14 protein-coding genes and 1 pseudogene are annotated in these 23,252 nt (G+C 53.0%); 8 read left to right on the forward strand and 7 right to left on the reverse strand.

Features of this window, described 5'->3' with window-relative positions; genetic code table 11:
- Positions 1 to 77 precede the first annotated feature (77 nt).
- On the reverse strand, positions 78 to 1,460 hold the full coding sequence (gene argH, locus CA13_RS14950) for an argininosuccinate lyase (RefSeq protein ID WP_146397915.1): 1,383 nt from the start codon (positions 1,458 to 1,460) through the stop codon (positions 78 to 80).
- Positions 1,461 to 1,562: 102 nt separating this feature from the next.
- On the opposite strand from argH, the gene CA13_RS14955 reads away from it, so the two are divergent.
- Positions 1,563 to 4,301 carry a hypothetical protein gene (locus CA13_RS14955; protein WP_146397917.1) on the forward strand — a complete coding sequence of 913 codons (2,739 nt, stop codon included), beginning with the start codon at positions 1,563 to 1,565 and terminating at the stop codon, positions 4,299 to 4,301.
- Between the two features lie 34 nt (positions 4,302 to 4,335).
- Here the strand turns inward: CA13_RS14955 and CA13_RS14960 are convergent, their stop codons facing one another.
- Positions 4,336 to 5,301 carry an ABC transporter permease subunit gene (locus tag CA13_RS14960; protein WP_146397919.1) on the reverse strand — a complete coding sequence of 322 codons (966 nt, stop codon included), beginning with the start codon at positions 5,299 to 5,301 and terminating at the stop codon, positions 4,336 to 4,338.
- Positions 5,298 to 6,236, reverse strand: coding sequence for an ABC transporter ATP-binding protein (locus tag CA13_RS14965; RefSeq protein WP_419195115.1), 939 nt, complete (start codon positions 6,234 to 6,236; stop codon positions 5,298 to 5,300). Before CA13_RS14965 ends, CA13_RS14960 begins: the two co-directional genes overlap by 4 nt.
- A 127-nt stretch (positions 6,237 to 6,363) precedes the next feature.
- On the opposite strand from CA13_RS14965, the gene argJ reads away from it, so the two are divergent.
- Complete coding sequence (gene argJ / locus CA13_RS14970; RefSeq protein WP_146397924.1) at positions 6,364 to 7,542, forward strand: bifunctional glutamate N-acetyltransferase/amino-acid acetyltransferase ArgJ; 1,179 nt, start codon at positions 6,364 to 6,366, stop codon at positions 7,540 to 7,542.
- Here the strand turns inward: argJ and CA13_RS14975 are convergent, their stop codons facing one another.
- The 4 genes from CA13_RS14975 to CA13_RS14990 form a co-directional block, all read right to left on the reverse strand.
- Positions 7,543 to 8,511, reverse strand: coding sequence for a deoxyhypusine synthase family protein (locus CA13_RS14975; protein WP_146397926.1), 969 nt, complete (start codon positions 8,509 to 8,511; stop codon positions 7,543 to 7,545).
- Between the two features lie 123 nt (positions 8,512 to 8,634).
- Positions 8,635 to 9,861 (reverse strand): hypothetical protein, encoded by a 1,227-nt coding sequence (locus CA13_RS14980; RefSeq protein WP_146397928.1) that lies wholly within the window; start codon positions 9,859 to 9,861, stop codon positions 8,635 to 8,637.
- Complete coding sequence (locus CA13_RS14985; RefSeq protein WP_419194385.1) at positions 9,858 to 11,144, reverse strand: TCR/Tet family MFS transporter; 1,287 nt, start codon at positions 11,142 to 11,144, stop codon at positions 9,858 to 9,860. Before CA13_RS14985 ends, CA13_RS14980 begins: the two co-directional genes overlap by 4 nt.
- Positions 11,145 to 11,210: 66 nt before the next feature.
- Positions 11,211 to 13,445, reverse strand: coding sequence for a serine/threonine-protein kinase (locus CA13_RS14990; protein ID WP_146397930.1), 2,235 nt, complete (start codon positions 13,443 to 13,445; stop codon positions 11,211 to 11,213).
- A 354-nt stretch (positions 13,446 to 13,799) separates the two neighbouring features.
- On the opposite strand from CA13_RS14990, the gene CA13_RS14995 reads away from it, so the two are divergent.
- The 6 genes and pseudogenes from CA13_RS14995 (at position 13,800) to CA13_RS15025 (ending at position 23,014) form a co-directional block, all read left to right on the forward strand.
- The gene (locus CA13_RS14995) at positions 13,800 to 15,701 is read left to right on the forward strand and encodes a PQQ-dependent sugar dehydrogenase (protein ID WP_146397932.1); all 1,902 of its coding nucleotides are present in this window, start codon (positions 13,800 to 13,802) and stop codon (positions 15,699 to 15,701) included.
- A 170-nt stretch (positions 15,702 to 15,871) separates the two neighbouring features.
- Positions 15,872 to 16,027 carry a transposase family protein gene (locus tag CA13_RS15000; protein WP_146397934.1) on the forward strand — a complete coding sequence of 52 codons (156 nt, stop codon included), beginning with the start codon at positions 15,872 to 15,874 and terminating at the stop codon, positions 16,025 to 16,027.
- A 128-nt stretch (positions 16,028 to 16,155) separates the two neighbouring features.
- Positions 16,156 to 17,016, forward strand: a pseudogene (locus CA13_RS35230) (ISAs1 family transposase).
- 131 nt (positions 17,017 to 17,147) lie between these two features.
- Entirely contained in the window at positions 17,148 to 19,826 is a 2,679-nt protein-coding gene (locus CA13_RS15015) for a DNA gyrase subunit B (RefSeq protein WP_146397939.1), read from the forward strand.
- 6 nt (positions 19,827 to 19,832) lie between these two features.
- The gene (locus tag CA13_RS15020) at positions 19,833 to 21,884 is read left to right on the forward strand and encodes a thioredoxin domain-containing protein (protein ID WP_146397941.1); all 2,052 of its coding nucleotides are present in this window, start codon (positions 19,833 to 19,835) and stop codon (positions 21,882 to 21,884) included.
- Between the two features lie 194 nt (positions 21,885 to 22,078).
- Positions 22,079 to 23,014, forward strand: coding sequence for a cysteine peptidase family C39 domain-containing protein (locus CA13_RS15025; RefSeq protein ID WP_146397943.1), 936 nt, complete (start codon positions 22,079 to 22,081; stop codon positions 23,012 to 23,014).
- The last annotated feature ends 238 nt before the right edge of the window (positions 23,015 to 23,252 follow it).

A 23,252-nucleotide genomic window follows, 5' to 3' on the forward strand; every position in this document is an offset into this window, starting at 1 on the left:
CGTCAAAAACCGGAACCGCTTAGGGTCGCGGATTTTTTTGTCAGCGCACCATCATCGCACCATCATCGCACCACACCCTACGCTAACGCCACCTTCCACCGATCAATTTGCTCGCGAACTTGATCCGGCGCCGTCGAGCCGTAGCTGACAAATGCTGCGACCGCATTTTTGCTTCCTAAAATCGCATAGACAGTTTCGTCGATCTCCGGTGCGTGCAATTGCATTGACTTGATAGGCAAATCGCTCAATGCCAGCTCTCGATTCATCGCTTCGCCAACAATCGCGCCCACCAAGTGATGTGCTCGACGTTGTGGCATGCCTTTACGAATCATCCATTCCATCAAAGTCGTCGCGTCGAGGTACCCGCGTTCCAAACGGGCGGCAATCGATTCACGCTTTAGACTCGATCCTTCGACGATCGGCACCGCCAATTCCAAAGAGGCGATCACGGTATCAAACGAATCGAAGAGCGGTGGCTTGTCCTCTTGCAAATCGCGGTTGTAAGCGAGCGGTAGGTTTTTGACGAGTAACATTAGCGTTTGCAGGTTACCCATCACTCGAGCCGATTTGCCACGCGTCAATTCGAGTGTATCGGGGTTAACCTTTTGCGGCATAATGCTACTGCCAGTGCAAAACTCATGCGGCAATTTAATGAAATCAAATTCAACGGTACTCCAAAGAATCCACTCTTCGGCCCATCCACTTAGATGAGATGCCACCACAGATAAGACAAATGCACTTTCAAGCATGAAGTCACGATCACTGCTAGTGTCAAGACTATTGGCGGTGGGACGGTCAAACCCGAGTGCCTTGGAGGTTTGCTCACGATCGATCCCCAGCGTGGTCCCAGCGACTGCGGCGACTCCTAGCGGGCATTCATTCAACCGGCTGCGACAATCGGCAACACGACTCCGATCCCGCTGCAGCTTCTCGACGTAGGCCAGCCAATAATGCGGTGCGACGACCGGCTGGGCACGCTGCAAATGCGTATACGCGGGCAAAATCACGTCAAAGTCTTGGTCACACCGAGACAAAAAGGCCTGCTGTAATCGCAACAATCGGCGATCCACCTCATCGAGGGCCTCGCGAACCCACAAACGAACATCGGTGCTCACCTGATCATTGCGGCTTCGTGCGGTGTGCAATTTTCGCCCGACATCGCCGACACGGTCGATCAAAGCCTGCTCAACGTGCATGTGGATATCTTCCAACTCGAACGAGATCGGGAAGGTATCCGCATCGAGTTCCAGCTCGATTTCCTTTAAAGTGTCTCGAATCGTTGTAAACTCATCACTCGACAACATACCACGCTCGCAGAGCATTTCAGCGTGGGCGATGGACCCCCGGATATCCTGATGATACAAGCGTCGATCGAAGCTTATGCTTTCTGCAAAGGCTTCGAGTCGTTTGTCGGTTTGAGCTTGAAAAACACCACTTCGTGATGGACTATCCGCAGCCATGACTATCCTGTTAGGCGATCGATTTGAATAATGGGGTGACGCGTCACTATTATCCCTCAATCACCGCCCCTGACGACCCCAGCTTTAAAATAGACTAATCGAATGCCAAACCGTTTATTATTCGTCAAAACTGTCTTGTTCCTATCCACGCTGATCGTTGGAATCGACGTTTGCGGCCAAGCCCCGAATTGGAGGGCTGCTGATGCGATGGTTTCCGCCCAAATCGGCGAACCGTTTGGTGTCGCAACGATCGAAGTTCCGTTGGCCACCGGCGTGGATGCAGGGTCAATGCCGCCACTACGCGCAACCGATTCGGCCGGTCGCGTCCTGTATCCAGTCGCCAACGAGACTCGACAACGAGTCATTCCGCCATCGGAGCGTCCTGTACCCGAACCAGGCCGCGGTCGATTGCTAAACCGGCTTGGTGGGCTAATCCGTGAACTGACCGGCAATGACAAAGACAAAGAAATCACTGTCTCACGCCGTGTCTCATTCCTATTTCGATCGGACCAACCCATCCGCGTAACGGTGAGTGATATTGGTGGCACAATTGGGACCTATGATCTGGTCCCCCAATCGGATCCGCTCGCCCACGGGCAATTGCTCGAGCGATGGTGGGGCGACTACACCACCGGTGTTCAAACCCAAGTGGAAAGAGGCGACTATCCCCCCTGGGTGGAAACCTATTTGGTCGCGATGTTGTCAGGCCGTTTGCATTTGCCCTTACCTCGATGGTTTGAGATCAACCCAAACCAAGAGGATACGCTGGTTTCGACGTTGAAGCTGATCGCCGGTGCAGAAGACGAAAGCGAAGTGATCTTCCGACGCGCTGCCGCAGGCAATCTTTCTTCCACTGCAAGTAACACCGACTTGGTCCCCATACCGAGTGGCCCGAATTGGGCCCCCTCGACCGCCTATTTGAATTCCGATTCGGATGCACCGGAAACCGAACCGCTTGCCGACAGCGTCCCACCGGAGTGTTTCTATCTGCGTTACGGATCGTTTGAAAACTATCTCTGGTTCACCGATTTGTCGACCGAATATGGTGGTGACATTACACGGATGGCAACCTTAAGAGGTTTTCGCAGCCAATCCACCGCTTCGATCGAATCGCAACTAAATTTAAAAATGACGCAAATGTCTCGCATGATCGGCCCAACGGTTATTCAAGACCAAGCCTTGATCGGTCGCGATTTGTTCCTCAATGACGGTGCGACCTTTGGAGTCCTATTCAAAGTCGCGAACGCATTCCTGTTTCGCACTTCGCTGCAAAGCGACCGCAACACGCGTGCTAGAAACGATGATGCCATTGAACTAAACGACGTGACGATTGCCGGCCAAAAGGTCTCGTTCCTCCGTAGCGCTGACAACCGTGTTCGATCGTTTCTTGCAGAGGATGGCGACACCATCTTGGTGACCAATAGCGAAACCATGGTTAAGCGATTCTTGGAAGTCGCCCAAACCGGCCAATCGCTGGCAAAGACATTCGATTTTCAACTAGCCCGTCGTCTGATGCCGCTTCAACGTGACGACACTGTTTTCGCTTACGTTTCCCCACAAATGCTACAAGGCTTGGTTTCGCCTAAGTACTTGGTTGAGTTACGTCGACGGCTCGATTCGAAATCCGATATCGCGCTGGTCCATTTGGCAAGGCTAGCAGCTGCTAACGAAGGAACACCGATTCAATCCATTGATAAACTCGTGAAATCGGGGTATTTGCCTGCAGATTTCAACCACCGGATCGATGGCAGCGGAATCGTTTCGCTTGGTGACGACTTGATCGATACGCGGCGAGGCGCACGAGGCAGTTTCTTACCAATCGCGGATGTAGACTTCAAGCAAGTTTCGGCCGAAGAAGCAGCTTGGTACTCAAAAATTGCGGCGACATATACGAGCCGTTTTTCGCATATGGATCCGATTATGGCAGGCGTTCATCGTGAAGTCGTCGCCGAAGGATCTGGCGACACCCCGCGAGTCGAACAACTGTCGATCCATGCTGAAATCGCTCCATGGTCACCAGTCCAATATGGCAAATTGGCTCAGCAACTTGGCCCACCGACTCGCGTTGCGATGCGGTTTGCACCGGACGATATCGTTGCTGTCCAAGCTCATGTCGCATCGGAGTACCTTGGGCCTCCGACGCACCTATTTGCTGCAATCAAAGATTCCGTGCCACCCGACCCAAAGGACTTCGATGGACTGTTAAACTCGTACCGAGCTCTTCGCCAATTACCAGGCTACCTGGGCGCATGGCCGCTGCCCGGTATCTTGGATCGCTTGCCACTTGGCATTGGCCGTGGAACACCAGTTGGCCCGGGGATGAGCCGACTCATCGGTGGCTTGTATCGATACACGGGTGGCGAATTCAGCGTACTGTCGTTCTATCCCGACGTATTGAACGCTAGTTTGCCGTATTTAGTGTCGGTCGAAGTCGACGATGCAGCACAGATACGAGGACGTGTTGGGAATTTGCTCGGCAGTCAATTGGAAGGCTGGGTAACGAAACAAATGTATGAACGGTCGGCAAAGACAAGTGACGCAGGAGCCAGTTTCTTGAGCATGTTGTCACGTCAGTTGAAAGTCGATCCAACCAACGCGATGGCAGCGACTTCGAATATCTTTGCCACCGATCTTCAATGCACACTTGGTGGAGAATACGAATTCGCCCCGGAAATCAATCATTGGAAGAGTACTGCTTGGCAAAACAATCGCCCCCCAACGAACCCTCCGGTCGGCTACACGCCGCCCATCCTAAAATGGTTCCGAGGCGGCAACGCGACGTTGACCCAGTACGAAGACCGAGTCGTCGTTGATGCAGTGTTGGATATCTCGCGGCAATAACGCAGCGAAATTGCAGTCCTGCTAAATGACAGCCTTACAAGGGTGCCGGCAAGTCTCGCTTGTTAAAGCAAACAGTTGCCAAACTGAAACAAACCACTCCTAAACCAATCAAAATCAACGGGTAAACCATCGGCGGAAGCCAAATGTTGGAATAAACGTGCGTCAGACTCCACGGAGCTGCCAAGCCTTCGCTTGCCACAATCGATGACATTTTTTGCGGCTTATAGCAACTGAAAAAGGTGATATACAACAGATACTCAAGCGATTCGGCTGCCTTCCCTAATCCGAACATCACCATCTGCAAAATGTAGAACGCGACGGTGGAGCCAACCGTTCGCCAACGATAACGATCGGTGCTGCTAAACAGCGTTGCCAAGCCGAGCACGAAGAAACCAAACGCGAACAAATGAAACGTCGACGCAGCGAACACTCGTACGTCAACGCGATCACGAAGCGGCAGTGTCTGCGTTTGCGGGTCATCAACCGATAGCGGTAAATCGATCCCCACAATAGGGATGCGGACCGTCGGTGGTGGCAAAGTTTCTTCGACCGTCGTCGCGTATACCCCCGCCCCCACGCCTGCCCAAACCAACAAGCATAGTAAAGCCAAGCCAAGAATGGACACGGCCGCATGGGACACCAACAATTGAGTTCGGCTAACGGGTTGCGACAGAACCATCTCTAATGTTCCGCGGCCGAGTTCACCGCTAATCACGTCGCTGCCGCGAGCGACGCACCAAATAACGATACACAAAATCACAATCGGCTCGTCAAATGTCATCCCGACGCGACCGGGGTAGGTAAACAGCGAGTCAAACTCGATTGGTGCAAACTTTTCGAACTCGCGGAATTGTTCCACAATCGTTTGAAATTGCCCCATATCGATCAGGCTAACGACCCACACTCGAATCCACGAAAACGCAAACAGAGCCAAGCCGCACGAGAAGAACAACAGCGACGATTGCCCAATGTATTTTTTCAACAATACTCGATTCATCATGACGACACCTCATCGCTAACCCGATCAGGAAGCGTCTTTTTTGCACCCAAAAATGACTGGCCATCATGCACGGCATCGTAAACCGTTCGTAAGCCAAACGGCTCAAACCGAATGTGAGTCAAACAAAGCGAGTCGATCCAAGTCAAAATCGGGCCGAGGTCACCTGCGGTATCAATTTGCACTCTCGTTCGACCTGTTTTCGATGGCGTCGTCCGAACGACAACTTGATCCGCTAAAGCATCGGGCACCATGATCGATTCACCAACTGTCGTTGCCGTCATCCGGTGTCGTTGAAACAGATCACTCATTTGAAGTTCGTGAGCCAACCGCCCATGACGCAAGAAGGCAACTCGATTGCAGATGTCTTCGATTTCGCTCAAGACGTGCGATGAGAGCATTACGGTGCGTCCGCTGTCACGCGCTTCGATCACCAATCGCAACACCTCCGCTCGCACCGTGGGATCTAAATTTGCAGTTGGTTCGTCAAGGATTAGCAGCGGCGTTTGCGGGCCGAGCACCACGGCGAGAGCCAATTTTTGTCGCATTCCGGTCGACATGAATGCGACACGAGTCTTTGTATTGAGTTCCAAGATTTCAGCAACTTCACGACTTCGATGTAAATCACCGAGCGGGTGCATTTCAGCAAAAAACCGCAAAACACCATCACCTCGCAGATGACGCGGCAAGCGAGCATCGCCGGGTAAATAAGTCACTTGCCGACGCACTTCGACACTATCGGCAACCGGATCGATCCCCAATACCTTGCATTGGCCTCCGGTGGGGTGTAGGTACCCGAGCAACAAGCGGATCAAAGTCGTTTTCCCAGCTCCGTTAGGACCAAGAAGCCCAAAAATATCCCCTCGCGCGATGCGAACCGAGCAGTCGATCAGTGCGTCAAAGTCTCCGTATCGCTTGGACAACCCTTCGCAACACAAAACCTCGTCGTCCTGGTCGCCGGTAGCTTGATGTGGAGCGTTGTGCCCCTTATTGTTTGCCAAAGTCAATTCACTGTTTTCTGTGCAAGAGTTTCTGTTCACGAGGCATGCTGTGTCCAATTCGTCGATGTTCTTACCGACCGGGTTTCGTTTTGCTGGCGTCGCTTGTGGCATTAAGGCGAGCCGAAAGCCCGACATGTGTCTGATTGTATCGGATCGACCACTCGTCGCGGCGGGCGTCTATACGACTAACCAAATTGTAGCCGCTCCCGTCGTTTTGTCTCGCTCGCGAACACCCTCGGCGACCGTCCGGGCGGTCGTCACAAACAGCGGTAACGCCAATGCATGCACAGGCGAACAAGGTGACGCCGACGCCAAAGCCATGTGTTCCCAACTCGCGTCGTTGGTAGGGTGCGAGGATACCGATGTGTTAGTGATGAGCACAGGCGTGATCGGTCAATTGTTGCCAATGGAAAAGGTCAAATCGGGCATTGATCAATGTTTTGGCCGCTTGGCGAGCAACGAGACGAGCTTTGTTGAAGCCGCCGAAGCGATCCGTACAACCGACAATGCTCGCAAGACAGAATCTCGCGACATGAACCTTGACGGCAAAACCATCCGCATCGCAGCGATGGCAAAAGGAGCCGGGATGATCGCGCCGAATATGGCAACGATGCTATCGGTCATTTGCACCGACGCCTCAATCGCCCCAGACGAAGCCAAAGCAATACTCACTCGTGTTGCAAACGCCAGCTTCAACCGCGTCAGCGTGGACGGCCACACCAGCACGAACGACACGCTACTGCTTTTGGCCAGTGGCGATGAAGCGCCGCTGTCGGGAGATTCCCTTTGTTTGTTTGAAAAAGAGTTGACCGAATTGGCGATCCACCTTGCCAAACAACTCGTTGCCGATGGTGAAGGTGCAACGCATGTGATGCAGATCCACGTATCGGGTGCTTCGAACGACAAATCCGCAGAGACCATCGCGAAGACGATCGCGGCCAGCCCACTCGTAAAATGCGCTATCACCGGTGGCGATCCCAATTGGGGCCGAATCGTTTCGGCAGCAGGCTACGCCGGTGAACCGATGCAACCGGCCAAAGTATCGCTTCGTGTTTGCGAGGAATTGATCTATGAAAACGGATCACCACGAAAATTCGATGCGGCGTCTTTAAGTGCGACCATGAAATCGAATAACGAAGTGGCGGTTGATCTTTGTGTCGGCGACGGTAAGGGAACTGCAACCTATTGGTCCAGCGACCTCACGACGGACTATGTCCGCTTCAACTCGGAATACACAACCTGATTACATTCCCATCACATAAGCAAAGATCAACGGCGCGACGATCGACGCGTCGCTTTGAATCATGAATTTTGGTGCCTCAGGTTCCAATTTGCACCAAGTGATTTTCTCGTTCGGGACCGCACCGCTGTAGCCACCGAAGCTGGTAACCGCATCGCTGATTTGACAAAAATACGCCCACAAAGGAACATCCAGTTTCAAATCTTGAATCATCAGCGGGACAACACAAATGGGAAAATCTCCCGCAATTCCCCCGCCGACTTGAAAGAAACCGATCGGGTTTTTCGGCGAAGTCTCTTTGTACCAGTGGATCAATTTTTCCATTTGCATCGTGCCCGATGCGATCGCTTGGTGGTTTGCGACTTTCCCTTCGTACACGCGTGCCGCATAGATGTTGCCCAATGTCGAGTCTTCGAACCCTGGGACAAAGATTGGAATACCGGCATCTTTCGCAGCCGCCAACCAACTATTCTCTCGCGGAATTTGGTAGTGCTGAACCAAATCGTCATCGTCAAGCAAATCGAACATGAATTGGGCTGGCATTTTGAACTCTTTGTTCTCCGCAGCCTTTTGCCATAGCTTCAATAGTTTTCGCTCGATGTGTCGCATGACGGTTTCGGGGATACATGTATCCGTGACGCGATTGAACCCTTCGTCACGCAATGCGACTTCATCGGCGACCGACAACGCTCGCCAATCCTCGATGATTCGATATTCGTCATGAGCGACAAGATTAAAAATATCCTCTTCCAAATTGGCCGCGGTACAGGTGATCGCATGGACCTTGTCTTGGCGAATCATTTCTGCCAGCGAAATACCAAGCTCACCCGTACTCATCGCCCCGGCAAGCGTCACCATCATCTTGCCGTTTTGTTCCGCCGACACGAAATCGCGATAGCTTTTCGCGGCGCTGAGGAGTTCCCGGGCATTAAAGTGACGAAAGTTCTTTTCGAGAAATGCTGAAACATTCACTGTATGATTCGCTTGTTTTCATTTGGGATCGGGAAACCAATCGAGGCAATTGATTGGTGCGGGCCATTCTAGCCATCACCATTCCATTTCGCCAAGTTGACAAAAGTGAGATTCCTAACAGCTTTAGTTCCCGATCGATGGCGAAGCGAGCCAATAGCCGTCCAGTGCCACATCGATTTCGCGACTCCCCAACAATGGCTGCTCGGTTCGCTGTCCCGTGCGGCGATTCGAAACGCCTCGAACAATAACGCGAATGGATCGTCCCAGTCCGTTTTCGCTCGCCAATTGGCTAGCGACTGCCAACTGAAATCGCGATTGCGGATAAATCGGAACGCGAAGTTTCGCAAGGGACCAACCTGCCATATCGAATCGGTTCCACCCATCGCCGTCCCGATCACTCAAATGGATGGCAATATCATCGGGCAATCGCTCCGACGACGAGCGATGTATCTCCACATCGACGCGACTGTTATGAGGTGAGTAGAGTGCCCAAGAAGGCCAGTGATCCCAAATGCCGAACCGCTCGGTTGTGGGCATCACAATGGCAACGACCAACAATGAGATTGGAATCCAAGTCAATTTGGAATTGGGGGTCTTTGCCTCTTGAGCCTCATCCGGTGCAACCACAAACAGAAACCACGCTTGAATACTCAGTAGCGTATTCCAAAGCAGCACACCGAGGCTGTGCCCAAGATTCCAGGGGCCGAGAATTGCGAGCAGGGTTAAGTGCATCAAGATCACGAGTCCGCCAGCGAATCGGCGTGTTTTGGGGATCAACAATCCGACTGCGATCACCGCTTCACAGGCTGGCAAAACAAACGCCAACCAAGCCAATGTGTGATGTTCAAACCAATCCACAGGCGAACCAATTCGCGGCAATGCAATCGCACTGAGAAAATCTTGCCCAACCGTGTGAGCAAATTGGTAATCAAGTTTGCCCAATCCGCTATAGAGATACAAACTGGCCGCCATCGGAATCAACCATCGTCTTGCCGATAAGCGATCCATCGTCGCAAACACCGTTGCGTAGATTGCACTTTGGTACGCCCATGGCTGCAAACGATGTTGATTCAATAAAAAGGAGAGGCAAAGCGACAACGCAACGCACCACCATGCGCATCGAACGTATCGCCCCCCGACTACCGCAACAACACAGGCAACGACCAAAACGATCATCGGCAACCCATGCAACAAAGTGGGGAGGTTTGCCGCCGAACCGATCATTGGCACTGCCAACACAGTTCGACCACCAAGCCATAACGGGAAGGTACCGGCAACCAAAGCCAACAACATCAACGCCCAAATCCGCGGCAGCCACCAATCGCTCGGCTTTGCACAGACAAGTTTCACTCGGCGCCCTTTGTTACGTTTGCTTCACTCGAACCAACATGCGGAAATCGATAGAAAACGCGGTAAGCAATAATCAGCGATACGATCAAGATTACCGCACCGGCTAAAAATGGGGCCCCTGGCAAAATGACGGGTGCCATGTCGCTCGTGAAATAATTGAACAATCCAGCAGTGAAAAAAATCGGCGCGATCACGTTTGTCAAACTGACGAGCGACGCCAAGGCTCCTTGCACCTTTCCTTGATCCGACTCATTGACCGTTGCGGCAATCAAACTCTGGACCGCAGGCCCAGCGACACCACCAATCGCGCCAACAATGATCACACAGGGAATCATCCATGCCTCGGTTGCCAATCCATAGCCTGCAAACGCAACCGCTGAAATCAGGGTGCCAAACATCACAGCGTTGCGTTCACCAAAACGTCTAATGAAGGGCCGAACCATTCCCCCTTGAACGATGATCGCAGTGATTCCCACCAGTGCTAACGCCTTTCCATTTGCCGCCGCATCCCAATCAAAACGAAATCCGGTGTAAAGAACCCAGACGTTTTCGAGACCTCGTTGGGCAAGTGATTTACAAACAAAAACGATCGCAAGTGCGGTGACAAAGGGATAGGCCTTCAATTGACGCATGGTCCCAAAAGGATTGCCACTGGACAAACGAAAATCGCTGCGGCTTTCCTGCGGCAGTGATTCCGGCAACACAAAGAAGCCGTATAGCCAATTCACCAGTGCTAAACCGGCCGCGACAAAGAACGGCAACCGCAAATCGACACTGCCAAGGAAACCGCCCAGCGCCGGACCAATCGTAAAACCGAGACCAAACATCATGCCCACGAAACCATAGTTGCGAGCTCGGTTGTCATCGGTGGAAACGTCCGCAATGTAAGCATTGGCGGTTGTGATACTGGCCCCCATAACCCCGGCAAGCAACCGACCGACGAACAGCCACCAAATGTTACGTGCAAATCCTTGAATTAAAAAATCGATCCCAAGACCAAATAGCGACGCTAACAAGACGGGGCGACGACCAAAACGATCCGACAGCGCGCCCAGGATCGGAGCAAACAAAAATTGCATCAAGGCATAAGCCGCACCGATCACACCAACGTAGAAGCTGGCCTGTGACTGATCCCCTTGGATCAATTCTTGCACTAATTCTGGTAACACCGGAACGACAATACCGATACCCAAAATGTCAATAAAAAGTGTCAGCAGGATAAACGCGATTGCAGCTTGCCGTTGTGGGCGTCCTAGCGGTGACTCGGATTCGTTAGCGGTCAATAGGTTCTCATTTTCGTATCACGTCTAAAAAGAGCCACCGTGGGAAAAAGGCGTCAAGTACAACGGTTATTTGGCGGAAAGTTTAATTTCCAACCTCGGCGGTTGCCCCGCACTCCCTTCGCGGCTGACGAAGCTTAGCAAACTATCGTCTGCTTGACCTCCGGACAGCACCAAGGTCACCGTTTTCGTCTTCGAATTGCGAAGAAATTCTGCCAACGCTTCGCCGCCCAAGCGAATTTGCGTATCGCTGCTGTCCTGTCCCGGAGTCAAGCGTTTCTCATCCAAAACGCCGAGAGAACCAAGGCCAACCTTCGAAAACGAATTGCGCCAAAATATCGCGGACCGCCCTGATTCGCCCCACTTTTCTGCGAGCGGATTATCGGTTCCGTACAACCGCAGCAGCGTCAAAGCAGGCTTCTCGTCGCCCGTCAGCGCCAACACCAACTCGGCATCTTGAATCCTGTCCCTGGACTTACCCAGCGACGACAAATCAAATCGCATGTAGGCATGTTCAAGCTCTTTTCCCTTCCGCATTCGCACAGCGATCGTTGCATTCTGTCCGAGCGGATCTTTACCCCCGGTACGACTCACCGACGAATCTGCTCCATTGCCCTCGGCGGTCGTAATCACGACGGTTTCGAGGGAGGGTATCGTTTCTTGCTGGCGATTTGGCTCGGGCTCAGGTCCAGGCTCGGGTCCAGGCTCGGGTCCAGGCTCGGGTCCAGGCTCGGGTCCAGGCTCGGGCTCGGGCTCGGGTCCAGGCTCGGGCTCGATGAGCGGCATTGAATCGCGCATCGATTCCGAATCGGGAGGCACGGAATCCGACTCGGTTGGCACGCTCGCCGACGTTGCTGGCTGCCCCTGCGTTTGCTGCCCATCCGATCGATCAATGGGATCCAATTGGACGTTGGACAAAGTTGTATTGTTTGGTTTGGGCTTGGGTTCTTTTTTCCGTGGTTTATTTTGCTGGGGCGTCACAGCGGGCGTGGGCGGTGTTGCAGTTGCGAGACTTCCGTTGGATGGTGGCACAATGATTACATTGCCTTGCGATGCGAGGCCAGAATGATCCGAAGCGGTAAACCAGAACACGCCCAGTGGAATCAAAATCACCGCCGCAACACCAGCGCCAATAAACGGTCCGTACAGCATCAACCAACTTGGTGCCCCAGTGGGCTTGTTCGCGGCCTTTCCCATCGCCATCGGTTTTGCCATCGGTTTTGCCATCGGGCTAGACATCGCCGCAGGCATGCTTGGAATCGATCCCGACCCACCATTGACTGGCGCATCCGGAACCGCCAACGGATCTTCAACCGCTTCGGGAAACACATCTGGGACAACTTCAAAGAGATCGCCTTCTTTCTTGCTGACAACTTCACTGAGGCCCATTTGTAACTTGTTAATCGCCAACGCGACTTCGCTTTTCGCTTCGCACTCGACGGCTGCCTTGTTGAGTAGCTCTTCGAGCACCGCAGCAGAAGAGGGACGATCCCGAGACTCTTTTGCCAATAGCCGATGAATCAAACGGGCGAGTGGCGCCGGAATATCGGGATTCAATTCGTGAATCGGCTTGGGCTTATGAGAAAGGATGGCAACCAATTGGCCTGAGACTGTCGACGCAGTAAGAGGTAAACGGCCCGTACAGAGTTCGTAAAGAACAACTCCGAGCGAATACAAATCGCTTCGATCATCCAGCGGATCGGTGCGTGCTTGTTCGGGCGACAAATAGCCGGGCGTTCCAATCACCGATCCCGTTCCCGCAAGCCGATCAACCGGCGTTTGCGCCAGCGCCAATCCGAAGTCGAGAATTTTGATTCGATCGGTTCCCTCTTCGACCCAAATGTTGGCAGGCTTGATATCACGATGCACAATCCCCTTGGAATGAGCGGCGTTCAAACCCCGAGTAATCTGGATCGCGAAATCGAGAACTTTGCCATAGGGCATTTGCTCTTTCTTTGAGTTTACCGCATCAAGCGTTCGGCCCTTCAACAGCTCCATGGCCATGAATGGCGTGCCGTTTCTCTCACCCACTTCAAAGATCACCACCACATTGTCGTGATGGACCGCAGCCATGGCTCGAGCTTCTTCGATAAACCGCGTCCGACTGTTTGGAGTCGCCGCGATCTTTTTATTCATCACTTTCAACGCCACCGTCCGCTTGAGACGAGTATCCTCGGCGCGAAAAACAAACCCCATGCCTCCTTTGCCCAATTCGCTAATGACGCGATAGGCGCCGAGCATCCCCAAATCACCTGGCTGGGATGGGGGAGCGAGAAAATCGTAGGCTTGTTGGGTCGTATTCATGAAATAGCAACGAGGACAACAACTCGTAGGTCATCGGATCGGTTGAAAACAGAAGCGATTGCGGATGTGTCTAGTTTAACATGCTTGAACTGCAGAATGGTCGTTTCGCGAGACCATCCAAGGCAAAAAAAAGACGCCTTATGAAATCACTAGCCATCGCCAATTCCGCTCATTGCCCACAGAAGTCTCGCTAACAATACTTATTTTGGCGGTTGCGGCTATTTCGATGCCCGCTACCATGCTCGTCCGAAAACCGTTCACCGCCAAGAACACGGCCACAAACAACTCTCTTGTCTCCATTCCCTCGTCCTAATTCCCTCGTCCTAATTCCCTCGTCTTTAATGGAATCAAAACATGCGATTGCCTCTCGGTTTGATCAGCCTGCTGGCGTTTTCCTGTGGCCCAACCGCCGTGATGGCAGACGCTCCGGACGCAAACGTATTGACGGAATCGGAAAGGCTCAGTGGATGGGAATTGCTTTTCGACGGCACATCGACCCACTCGTGGCGTAATTACAACCAAACCGAAGTCTCCGACGGCTGGGGAGTGAAAGACGGCAACCTCATCCGCCAATCGGGTGGTGCAGGGGATTTGATCACAAAGCAGAAGTTCGATGCCTTTGAATTGTCATTGCAATATCGAATCAGCCCCGGGGGTAATAGCGGCGTGATGTTCCATGTCGTCGAAACCGATGGGCCGCCGTGGCACACTGGTCCCGAACTTCAAATCCAAGACAACGTCGGCGGGCATGATCCGCAAAAAGCAGGTTGGCTATACCAACTCTATCAATCGACGCCACCAAGTTGGATGAAAGACAAGCCGACGATCGATGCGACGCGTGCCGCGGGTCAGTGGAACGAAATATACCTCCGTGTCGCTCCGAGCGGATCCCTCGTTTGCCTGAACGGCAACCATTACTACAACTTCCGAATCGGTGATGACAGGTGGCAGCAACGCGTCGCCAAGAGCAAGTTTGCTGCCTTTCCGCAATTTGGAAAAGCCGGGTCCGGCCACATTTGCTTACAAGATCACGGTGATGAAGTCGCGTTTCGCAACATCAAGGTCCGCCGTTTAGGCAAAGACGAGTCGGTTCCTGCGCCGATTCATGGACACCTCCGACGCAAAAGCCGTCTGGCGTTTCCCAATTTGGTCTGGGATCAATGGGAAGGAATCGACGATGCAGGACAAGTCCGTGCGCTGCGTTTGATCGAGCTAACTTTTGCCAACGATACATCCAATCGATTGTTTGCCGCTTCCCAAGTTGGCGCGATTTGGACGTTCCAAAACGAACCGGATGTTAGCCAATCGCATTTGTTCCTTGATTTACGCGGGAAAGTGAAAAGTTGGGCCAACACGGGAGCCAACGAACAAGGTTTGCTTGGGCTGGCGATGCATCCCGAATTTGAATTGAACGGAAAATTCTATGTGTACTACTCGCATCGGAGCGAGAACAAATCAGTTTTGTCTTGCTTTCGTGTTTCCAAAGACAACCCTAACCAAGCTGACCCTGATAGCGAACAAGTCTTACTCGAAATTGATGAGCCCTACCAGAATCACAATGGCGGATGTATCGAATTTGGGCCCGACGGCTACCTGTACGTTGGCGTTGGCGACGGTGGCTACCGAAACGATCCCTTGGCTTCGGGGCAAGACTTATCCCAGATCCTCGGCAAAATTCTGCGGATCGATGTCGACCAATCAAGCGAAGGAAAACCTTACGGCATCCCTTCAGACAATCCCTTTGTGGACGTGACAGGGACTCAAGCCGAGATCTATGCCTTTGGGATTCGCAACCCGTGGCGAATCGCGTTTGACAAAGAAACTGGTCGGCTTTGGTGCGGCGATGTTGGTCAAGAACTTTGGGAAGAAGTCGATGTGATTGTCCGAGGCGGAAATTACGGATGGAGCGTGCGAGAAGGAACACATCCGTTTGGGAATCGCCCGAGAAACGAAAAACGGAGCGACCCAATCACGCCGGTTTGGGAATATGACCATGGGATCGGAAAATCGATCACGGGGGGCCGCGTTTACCGATCCGATCGTGTGAGCGAACTGAATGGCAAGTATTTGTATGCCGACTACGTTGCTGGCACCATTTGGGCATTGTCCTACGACGCCGAAACAGGCCTTGCGACACGAAACGAACAAGTCATTTCGGATAGTTTCCCAGTATTGGCGTTTGGCGAGGATCCGTCGGGCGAGGTCTACTTTTTGACCAATAGCGTCAGGGGGGAATGCATTTATCGCTTCGAGTAATCGGGCTGTGAGAATCTGCGGTTTACGAATCTTCCGGGCCCCGGCGACTGGCTGAACACCTATTCCTTCCGTAGCCCAGGGCAACTCATTGTTTGATTTTGGGTAGTTTGATGCGTAGATATGAGTCTGTTGCATTAACGGAGTGCATTTGAACTTCCGGAGATCGATCCGTGACCATCCCCGCAGACGGGGAATTGCTGGCCATTTTGGCCGCGATTCCCGATCCTCGACGGCGACTGGGACGACGCCATCCTTTAGCTGCCATGCTGGCGGCGACTATTTGCGGCTTGCTCACTGGCGCGACCGGTTGCACCGCCATTGCCTAGTGGATTAGTAATCAAGAACCGAGCTTTTGGCACGCGATCGGCTTCAGGCGAAAGCGTCCGACAGCGAATTGTTATCGGTCACTATTGATCGACCTTCCACCGGAGGCTCTTGAAAATGCCATCTCCAAGTGGGTTCAACACCTGCTCAGCGAAAGACCTACCACGACGAAGCGCCGTGGGGCGAGATTGATGGCAAAACGCTTTGCGGAACACTGCAACCACACCGGCAAAGCATTCATCTGATTTCCCTGCTAGAGCACGCATCGGGCGGTGGACTGGCTCAGCTAAAAATGAACCCCAAGACCAACGAGCATCGAACCGCCATGTTGCTGCTCAAGTCGTTGGTTGTTGACGGCATGGTGATCACGGGGCACGCGATGTTCTGCCAAAAGAAACTTTGCCAACAGATCATCGATTCTGGCGGTGACTATCTCATCACTGTCAAAGACAATCAGCCGGAGTTGAATAAGACGATCAAGTCGGATTTCAATCCCGGCCTTCCCCCCCTACAGCGAACGCCTTCGCCGTCAGCAGCTTGATGAGGTTCGCGAAGTCGACAAGGGACACGGGCGAGCGAAGTTCGCCATCTTTTCTCCAGCAGCAGACTCGGTAGCTATCTTGACTGGGCAGGCTTCGCCCAAGCGATTCGCATTGAGCGAACGCGGATCATCGGCCAAGAGCGGGTAACCGACGCCTCAAATGCGATTACAAGCTTGGGGCCAGACCGAGCCAATGCGACGCACATTCTGGATCGGGGACGCGGTCACTGGGGCATCGAAAATTGTTTGCACTGGGTTCGCGACGTAACGATGGGCGAGGATAAGTGTCGTGCTCGCACAGATCATGGTCCGGTCAATTTGGCGTGCCTTCGCAACGCAAGCCTAACGATTCTTCGTGATCCGGGCCACAAGGTCGTCGCCTCCACCCTTCGGACCTTCGCAACCAAGCCAAGCGACCTACTGAAAATCTTATCCAGATTCAAAAACTGAGTTGCCCTGGTCCGTAGCCGACGTACCATCGCGGAAAGTCTCGAAAAATGGTAAACTTCTCGGTTCCCAAAACGGCGTGAATTCACCGTTTTTTCTCGTGTTAACCATAGCGATGTTCACTCGGATTTTTCATGAGCGACGATACCCCTTCGGATCCCGATTCGACTCCCGTTTCTAGCGACGATGCCGCTGGCCAAACCACTCCCCCACCGGTTGCTGCATCGGTCAACGATTATGTTGCAGCCCGAGCTGCCGTGGAAGCGGAAGATTCAGCCGCAGCCAAGGCTCGCGAAGTTGTCGCCGCAGGAGCTCGGGAAGCGGTCGAAGCCGGCCGCACCAGTGCCAAGGCCGAATACACTGATAAAGACCTCCAACACTTGTCGGACCTTGAACACGTTCGTGAACGACCGGGGATGTACATCGGTGACACCTCTACGCGCGGGCTGCACCATTTGGTCTACGAAGTCGTCGACAATTCGATTGACGAAGCGATGGCCAAGTTTGCCAATACGGTTACGGTCACCGTTCATACCGACGGCAGCGTCACGGTGGAAGACGATGGCCGTGGGATTCCCGTCACACGTCACGACCAACTTTCCGAAGAACTCGACCGAGAAGTCAGTACGCTGGAAGGGGTAATGACGGTCTTGAAGTTCGGTGGCAAGTTCGAAAAAGGTGCCTACCAAACGTCCGGCGGTCTGCATGGCGTTGGCGTGACCGTCGTGAACTTTTTGAGCCAATGGGCCGAAGTCGAAGTCAGCCGCGATGGATACACATGGACGCAAGAATACGAGCGAGGTGTCCCAACCGGCCCCGTCGTCAAAGGACGGGTCACCAAACGCACCGGCACCAAAACAACGTTTAAAGCCGACAGGAAAATCTTTAGCGTTACAAAATACAACTTCGACGCCCTCAGCAAACGTTTGCAGGAATTGGCGTTTCTCAATAGTGGCGTTCACATCAAATTTCTTGATGAACGCAACGGCGAAGGTGGCGACTTCCAGTACGAACGTGGGATCGTTGAATTCGTCGAGCACCTCAATCGTGCTAGCGACGTATTGCACACCGATGTGATCCAAATCATCGGCGAAAAGGATGGCACCGAATACGAAATCGCGATGCAATACAGCACCGAGTTCACCGAGAACGTTCAATCCTATGTGAACAACATTCACACCATTGAAGGAGGAACGCACGTTTCCGGTTTCCGCTCGGCACTGACGCGTACGCTGAATGCCTATGGCAAAAAGGAAAACCTATTCAAGGGAACCGTACCCGGTGGCGACGATTTTCGCGAAGGGATAACGGCGGTCATTAGCGTCCGAGTCCCCCATCCTCAATTTGAAGGGCAAACCAAAACGAAGCTCGGCAATAGCGATGTTGAAGGAATCATCAACACCGGCGTCGGCGAGCAGTTGGCGAAATACATGGAAGAGAATCCTCGTATCGCCAAAACGATCGTTCGTAAAGGTTTGCTTGCCGCCGAGGCCCGTGAAGCCGCTCGGAAGGCGAAAGATTTGCTGCGGAAGCGAAAAGACGCCCTTGGGGGCGGTGGGTTGCCTGGCAAACTTCGCGACTGCATTAGCAAGAATATGGAAGAGTGCGAAATCTACTTGGTGGAAGGTGACTCGGCGGGCGGATCGGCCGAAGGTGGCCGGATGCGCGAATACCAAGCGATTTTGCCGCTACGTGGTAAGATCATCAACGCTTACAAGAGCCGCGAAGACAAAGTCCTTGCCAACGAAGAAGTCCAATCGATGATCCAAGCTTTCGGAACCGGAATTGGTGCCGATCAAGACTTGACCAAACGCCGCTACAACAAAATCATCATCATGACTGACGCGGACGTGGACGGCAGCCACATCCGAACGCTGCTGCTTTGTTTCTTCTACCGCCAAATGTACCAACTCGTCGCCGGTGGGCATGTCTACGTTGCCCAACCGCCACTGTTCCGTGTTCAGCATGGCAAATCGCGATACTACGTCCAAAGCGAAGAAGAGATGAAGGGCCAATTGCTTGAACGCGGACTCAACGACACCTTTTTTGAATCCGAAGATGGGCGTCGAGCCGAAGGCGAAACGATGCGTCAACTTTGTACGGCACTCGCATCAATGGAAGACGCGATCATTGCGCTCGAACGACGCGGCATTAGCTTACGGATTCATGCTGTCCGGCTTGACCCCGTTTCCGGAAAGCTGCCTTCGCACTTGTTGACGTATGAAAACGAAGAACATTGGTTCCATTCGCAAGACGAAGTCGAAACACTGCTAAACGAAAAGGGTTGGCGACTCGATAACGAAGTGGATGATGACGACGAACTCGAAGGGGTCAACGAAGAGGACGCGGAATCCAAAACCGATTCAGAAAATCCCGAAGTAATGGCACATTTGGCAGAGCTTCACGAAGTTCGTACGATCAATAGCGGGCTAAAGGATCTACAACCACTTGGCTTTGGTCTGGAAGACTTGATTCCTATCGAACGCACAGGAGCGACAGCGCCGCGATTTGAGTTGATTCGTGGCGAAGACATTCGCCGTCCGCTTGGGGATTTGCGAGAATTACTCGCTGAAGTTCGTGCCGCGGGTGAAAAAGGGTTGCAGCTAACACGCTTTAAAGGGCTTGGTGAAATGAACGCCGAAGAGCTCCGCGAAACCACACTCGACCCGGCAAACCGAACGCTTGTAAAAGTCAATTTGGCCGACGTCGGTGCTGCCGATGAAATGTTCCGGCTATTAATGGGTGATAAAGTCGAACCGCGACGCGAATTTATCGAAAAACACGCTCTCGATGTCCGGAATTTGGATGTTTAGCCTCTTATGAATCATCTTTCCGAATCCCTTAGTCCCTATCTGCTCCAGCACAAAGACAATCCGGTCGACTGGTATCCCTGGTGCGACGAGGCATTCGAGAGAGCTCGCCAGACCGACCGACCGATTTTCTTGTCTGTCGGCTATGCGGCGTGCCATTGGTGCCATGTGATGGAGCATGAGAGTTTCGAGAATGAGGCGATCGCAAAGTTTCTCAACGAGAACTTCGTGTCAATCAAAGTCGATCGTGAAGAACGTCCCGACATTGACCAAATCTATATGAACGCGGTTCAGTTAATGACCGGCCGCGGCGGTTGGCCAATGAGTGTGTTTCTCAATCACGACAAACAGCCCTTCTATGCAGGCACCTACTGGCCACCGAATGAACGCTTCGGAATGCCTGGATTCTCCACGGTACTCGATGCGCTCGCCAAGGCGTGGCAAAATAGACGTGATGAAGTCGAAGATCATGCGGGAAAGATGACCGATTCGCTCGAGCAACTTGCAATCGGAACCGACACATCCTCTACGTCCATCTCCGAAGATGCGATCATCATCAAAACCACATCGCATCTGTTACATGTGTTTGATCGCGAAGACGGCGGTTTTGGTGCCGCACCAAAATTCCCACACGCAACCGATTTAGATTTGCTTCTTCGCCGCGCCGCGACAACCGAAAATCGAGAATTGGCCGAGGCAGCGGAATTGACGCTCGACCGGATGGCCGGTGGTGGTATTCGCGATCATATCGGTGGCGGGTTCGCTCGTTACAGCGTCGATGCGAAATGGTTGGTCCCCCATTTTGAAAAGATGCTCTACGACAATGCGTTGCTCGCGCAGGTCTATGTCCGCGCTTATCAAGTCACACGGAACGAGCGTCATGCAACCGTAGCATGCGAAATCCTCGACTATCTCGATCGCGAAATGACCGACCCGTCAGGCGGGTTTCATTGCAGTGAGGATGCTGACAGCGAAGGGGTTGAAGGAAAGTATTACGTTTGGACCCCCGAAGAAGTGAAGCAGATTCTGGGTGAAATGGCAGGCGATCAGTTTTGCCGCATCTATGACATCACCGAGCAAGGCAACTTCGAAGGAAACAGCATCGCCAACTTGCCGCGGTCCATCGAAAGTTGGGCCGAAGAACTAGCAATGCCTGATTTAGCCGAGCAATTGGCGTCCGACCGAGAAAAGCTTCGCGTCGTCCGCGAGAGCCGAGTTCATCCAGGACGGGATGACAAAATCCTAACAGCATGGAATTCGCTTGCGATTTCAGCCTTCGCCATCGCTGGCGGAGTGCTTGATTGTCAGCGCTACATCGAAATTGCTCAGCGTGCGACCAAGTTCACTCTCGAACAAATGATGGACGATCGTGGACGGTTGAAACATGCGTTTCGCCAAGGACAATCACACATTGATGGATTCGTTGACGATTATGCATTCACGATCGAAGCGCTGATCGCAATGTTCGAATCCACTGGCCTAGCACGCTATATCGGACGCGCAGTAAAGCTTGCCGACACGATGATCGAACAGTTTGAAGATAAAGAACAAGGCGGATTTTTCTACACCGCCGATGATTCGGAACGCTTGATCACTCGTACCAAAGATTGGCACGACGGCAGTTTGGTAAGCGGCAATGCGTCAGCTGTCATGACGCTGTTAAAACTGTCGCAACTCTGTGATCGCAGTGATTACCGTCGTGCGGCGGAACGGACGCTGCAGTTGGCATCAGGCATTTTGGAAACCCAATCGGCCGCCTGCGGTGCCCTGGTTTCTGGATTGGACCGTTACCGAAACGATTCGATGCAACTCGTGTTGGCTGTGCCTGACAACGACGCGATGCACAGCCTTCGGCCGGTCTTCTTAAGCCGCTTCCGGCCGCACGCTACCCTTTCATGGGTGGTTGGCGAAGCACCGCCGTCAGGGCCTGTGGTCGCCCTCAACGAGCACCGCAACGTGATCGAAGGAAGCCCAACCCTTTATCAATGCGAACATTTCACCTGCCAAACACCGCTCACTGGCGAACAGGCAATTGCTGCACTAGCTCATTTCTCAAGCTAGGTTCTCGAGGCAGGGGAACTCACAATGGGTGCCCCGTTTTGATCGAAGATTTGGTACTTACTGTCGCGGTATATGTCGATCAAGGGCTAAAGGCGAATTCTGATCTAGAACAAAGCTTCACACTAAGTTAACGTAAACCTAACGGATTTCATCGTTGACACCTGGCTTCCGGTTCAAAGACGGAAGGGTTTGAAATGTTCTACGACCTGCTTCTTGCGAGCGTCGGCGTATTCGTGGTCGCCTCGCTAGGATTTTTTGGAAGCTGGCTTCTCTGTCAGCACCACCACCGGTCCGCAACCACTCTTTGCGCACTCGGTCTGCTTGGTGCCCCTATGTTTGCATGGTATTTATCGGAACAGCTTTGGTGGGCAAACTTGATTCCCGTCAGCAGTGCGATTGTGTGGTCGAATTTGGCTCCCGTTTTGCTGGCGATAGCGGCAGGAACGATTTTTGGTAACCGTTCGACATCGTTGTTCCGACGCGGCTTGGTCGTTTTGCCAATTTCTGTCATGGCGATGGTCAGTTTGGTTGGCCCGGTTGCTCGTCCTGCGGTTAGGCCACTGACGGGGTGGGAGATCGCCCAATGGCGAAAAGGACATTGCCTCCAATCTCACGAATCGACTTGCTGTCCTGCTTCGGCCGCGACACTTTTGAAATTGCACGGTATCGAGACGACCGAACGGGAAATGGCACACCAATGCCTGACCGGTCAGGACGGAACCAGCCCTTTGGGTTTGTTCCGGGGAGTCTGCGCCGCAACACGTCTAACACAAAAAAGGCCGTCGGTTACGAAGCGGTCACCGGAACAGTGGTCGATGGAGAACCAGTTGCCGGCAATTGCACTGGTAACATTTGAACCTTGCTTACGGGCCGGTCAATCTTTTCGGGCCGGTCAATCTTTTCGGGCCGGTCAATCAAGTTGGACAACGGAAACGTGGAGTGGGTTCTTTCGTTCGACAAACTTTGGCGACGATCGTGAAGGCCACGCCGTCGTCGTACTCGGTCAAACCGACGACGGAGATTGGCAAATCAGCGATCCTGCGGTTGGACTCGTCACTTGGTCCAACGAGCAATTCCTAAGTCGCTTCAGCGGTCAAGCGATCTATCTTGCCGAACCCGATTGTCGTTAGCGAAGTCGCTCAAGCAACCTGCCGATTGCTGAGATCCTACTCCGACACTATGCACGTTCGACGTCGCTGATGAATTGACTTCTACTTCTTTATGAAATCCCGCTAAGCAACGTCGGCCCCCCAATTCCATCCAAGTTGTCCTTCGAATATTGGGGGTTCCACAACAACTGGCGCGCGAATGCATTATTCTGGGGCGTTCTAGGATTCCATCATGTTAGTACGTCCGGTCGTTGAACCG

The organism is Novipirellula herctigrandis (genome assembly GCA_007859835.1).
Lineage (GTDB): Bacteria > Planctomycetota > Planctomycetia > Pirellulales > Pirellulaceae > Novipirellula_A > Novipirellula_A herctigrandis.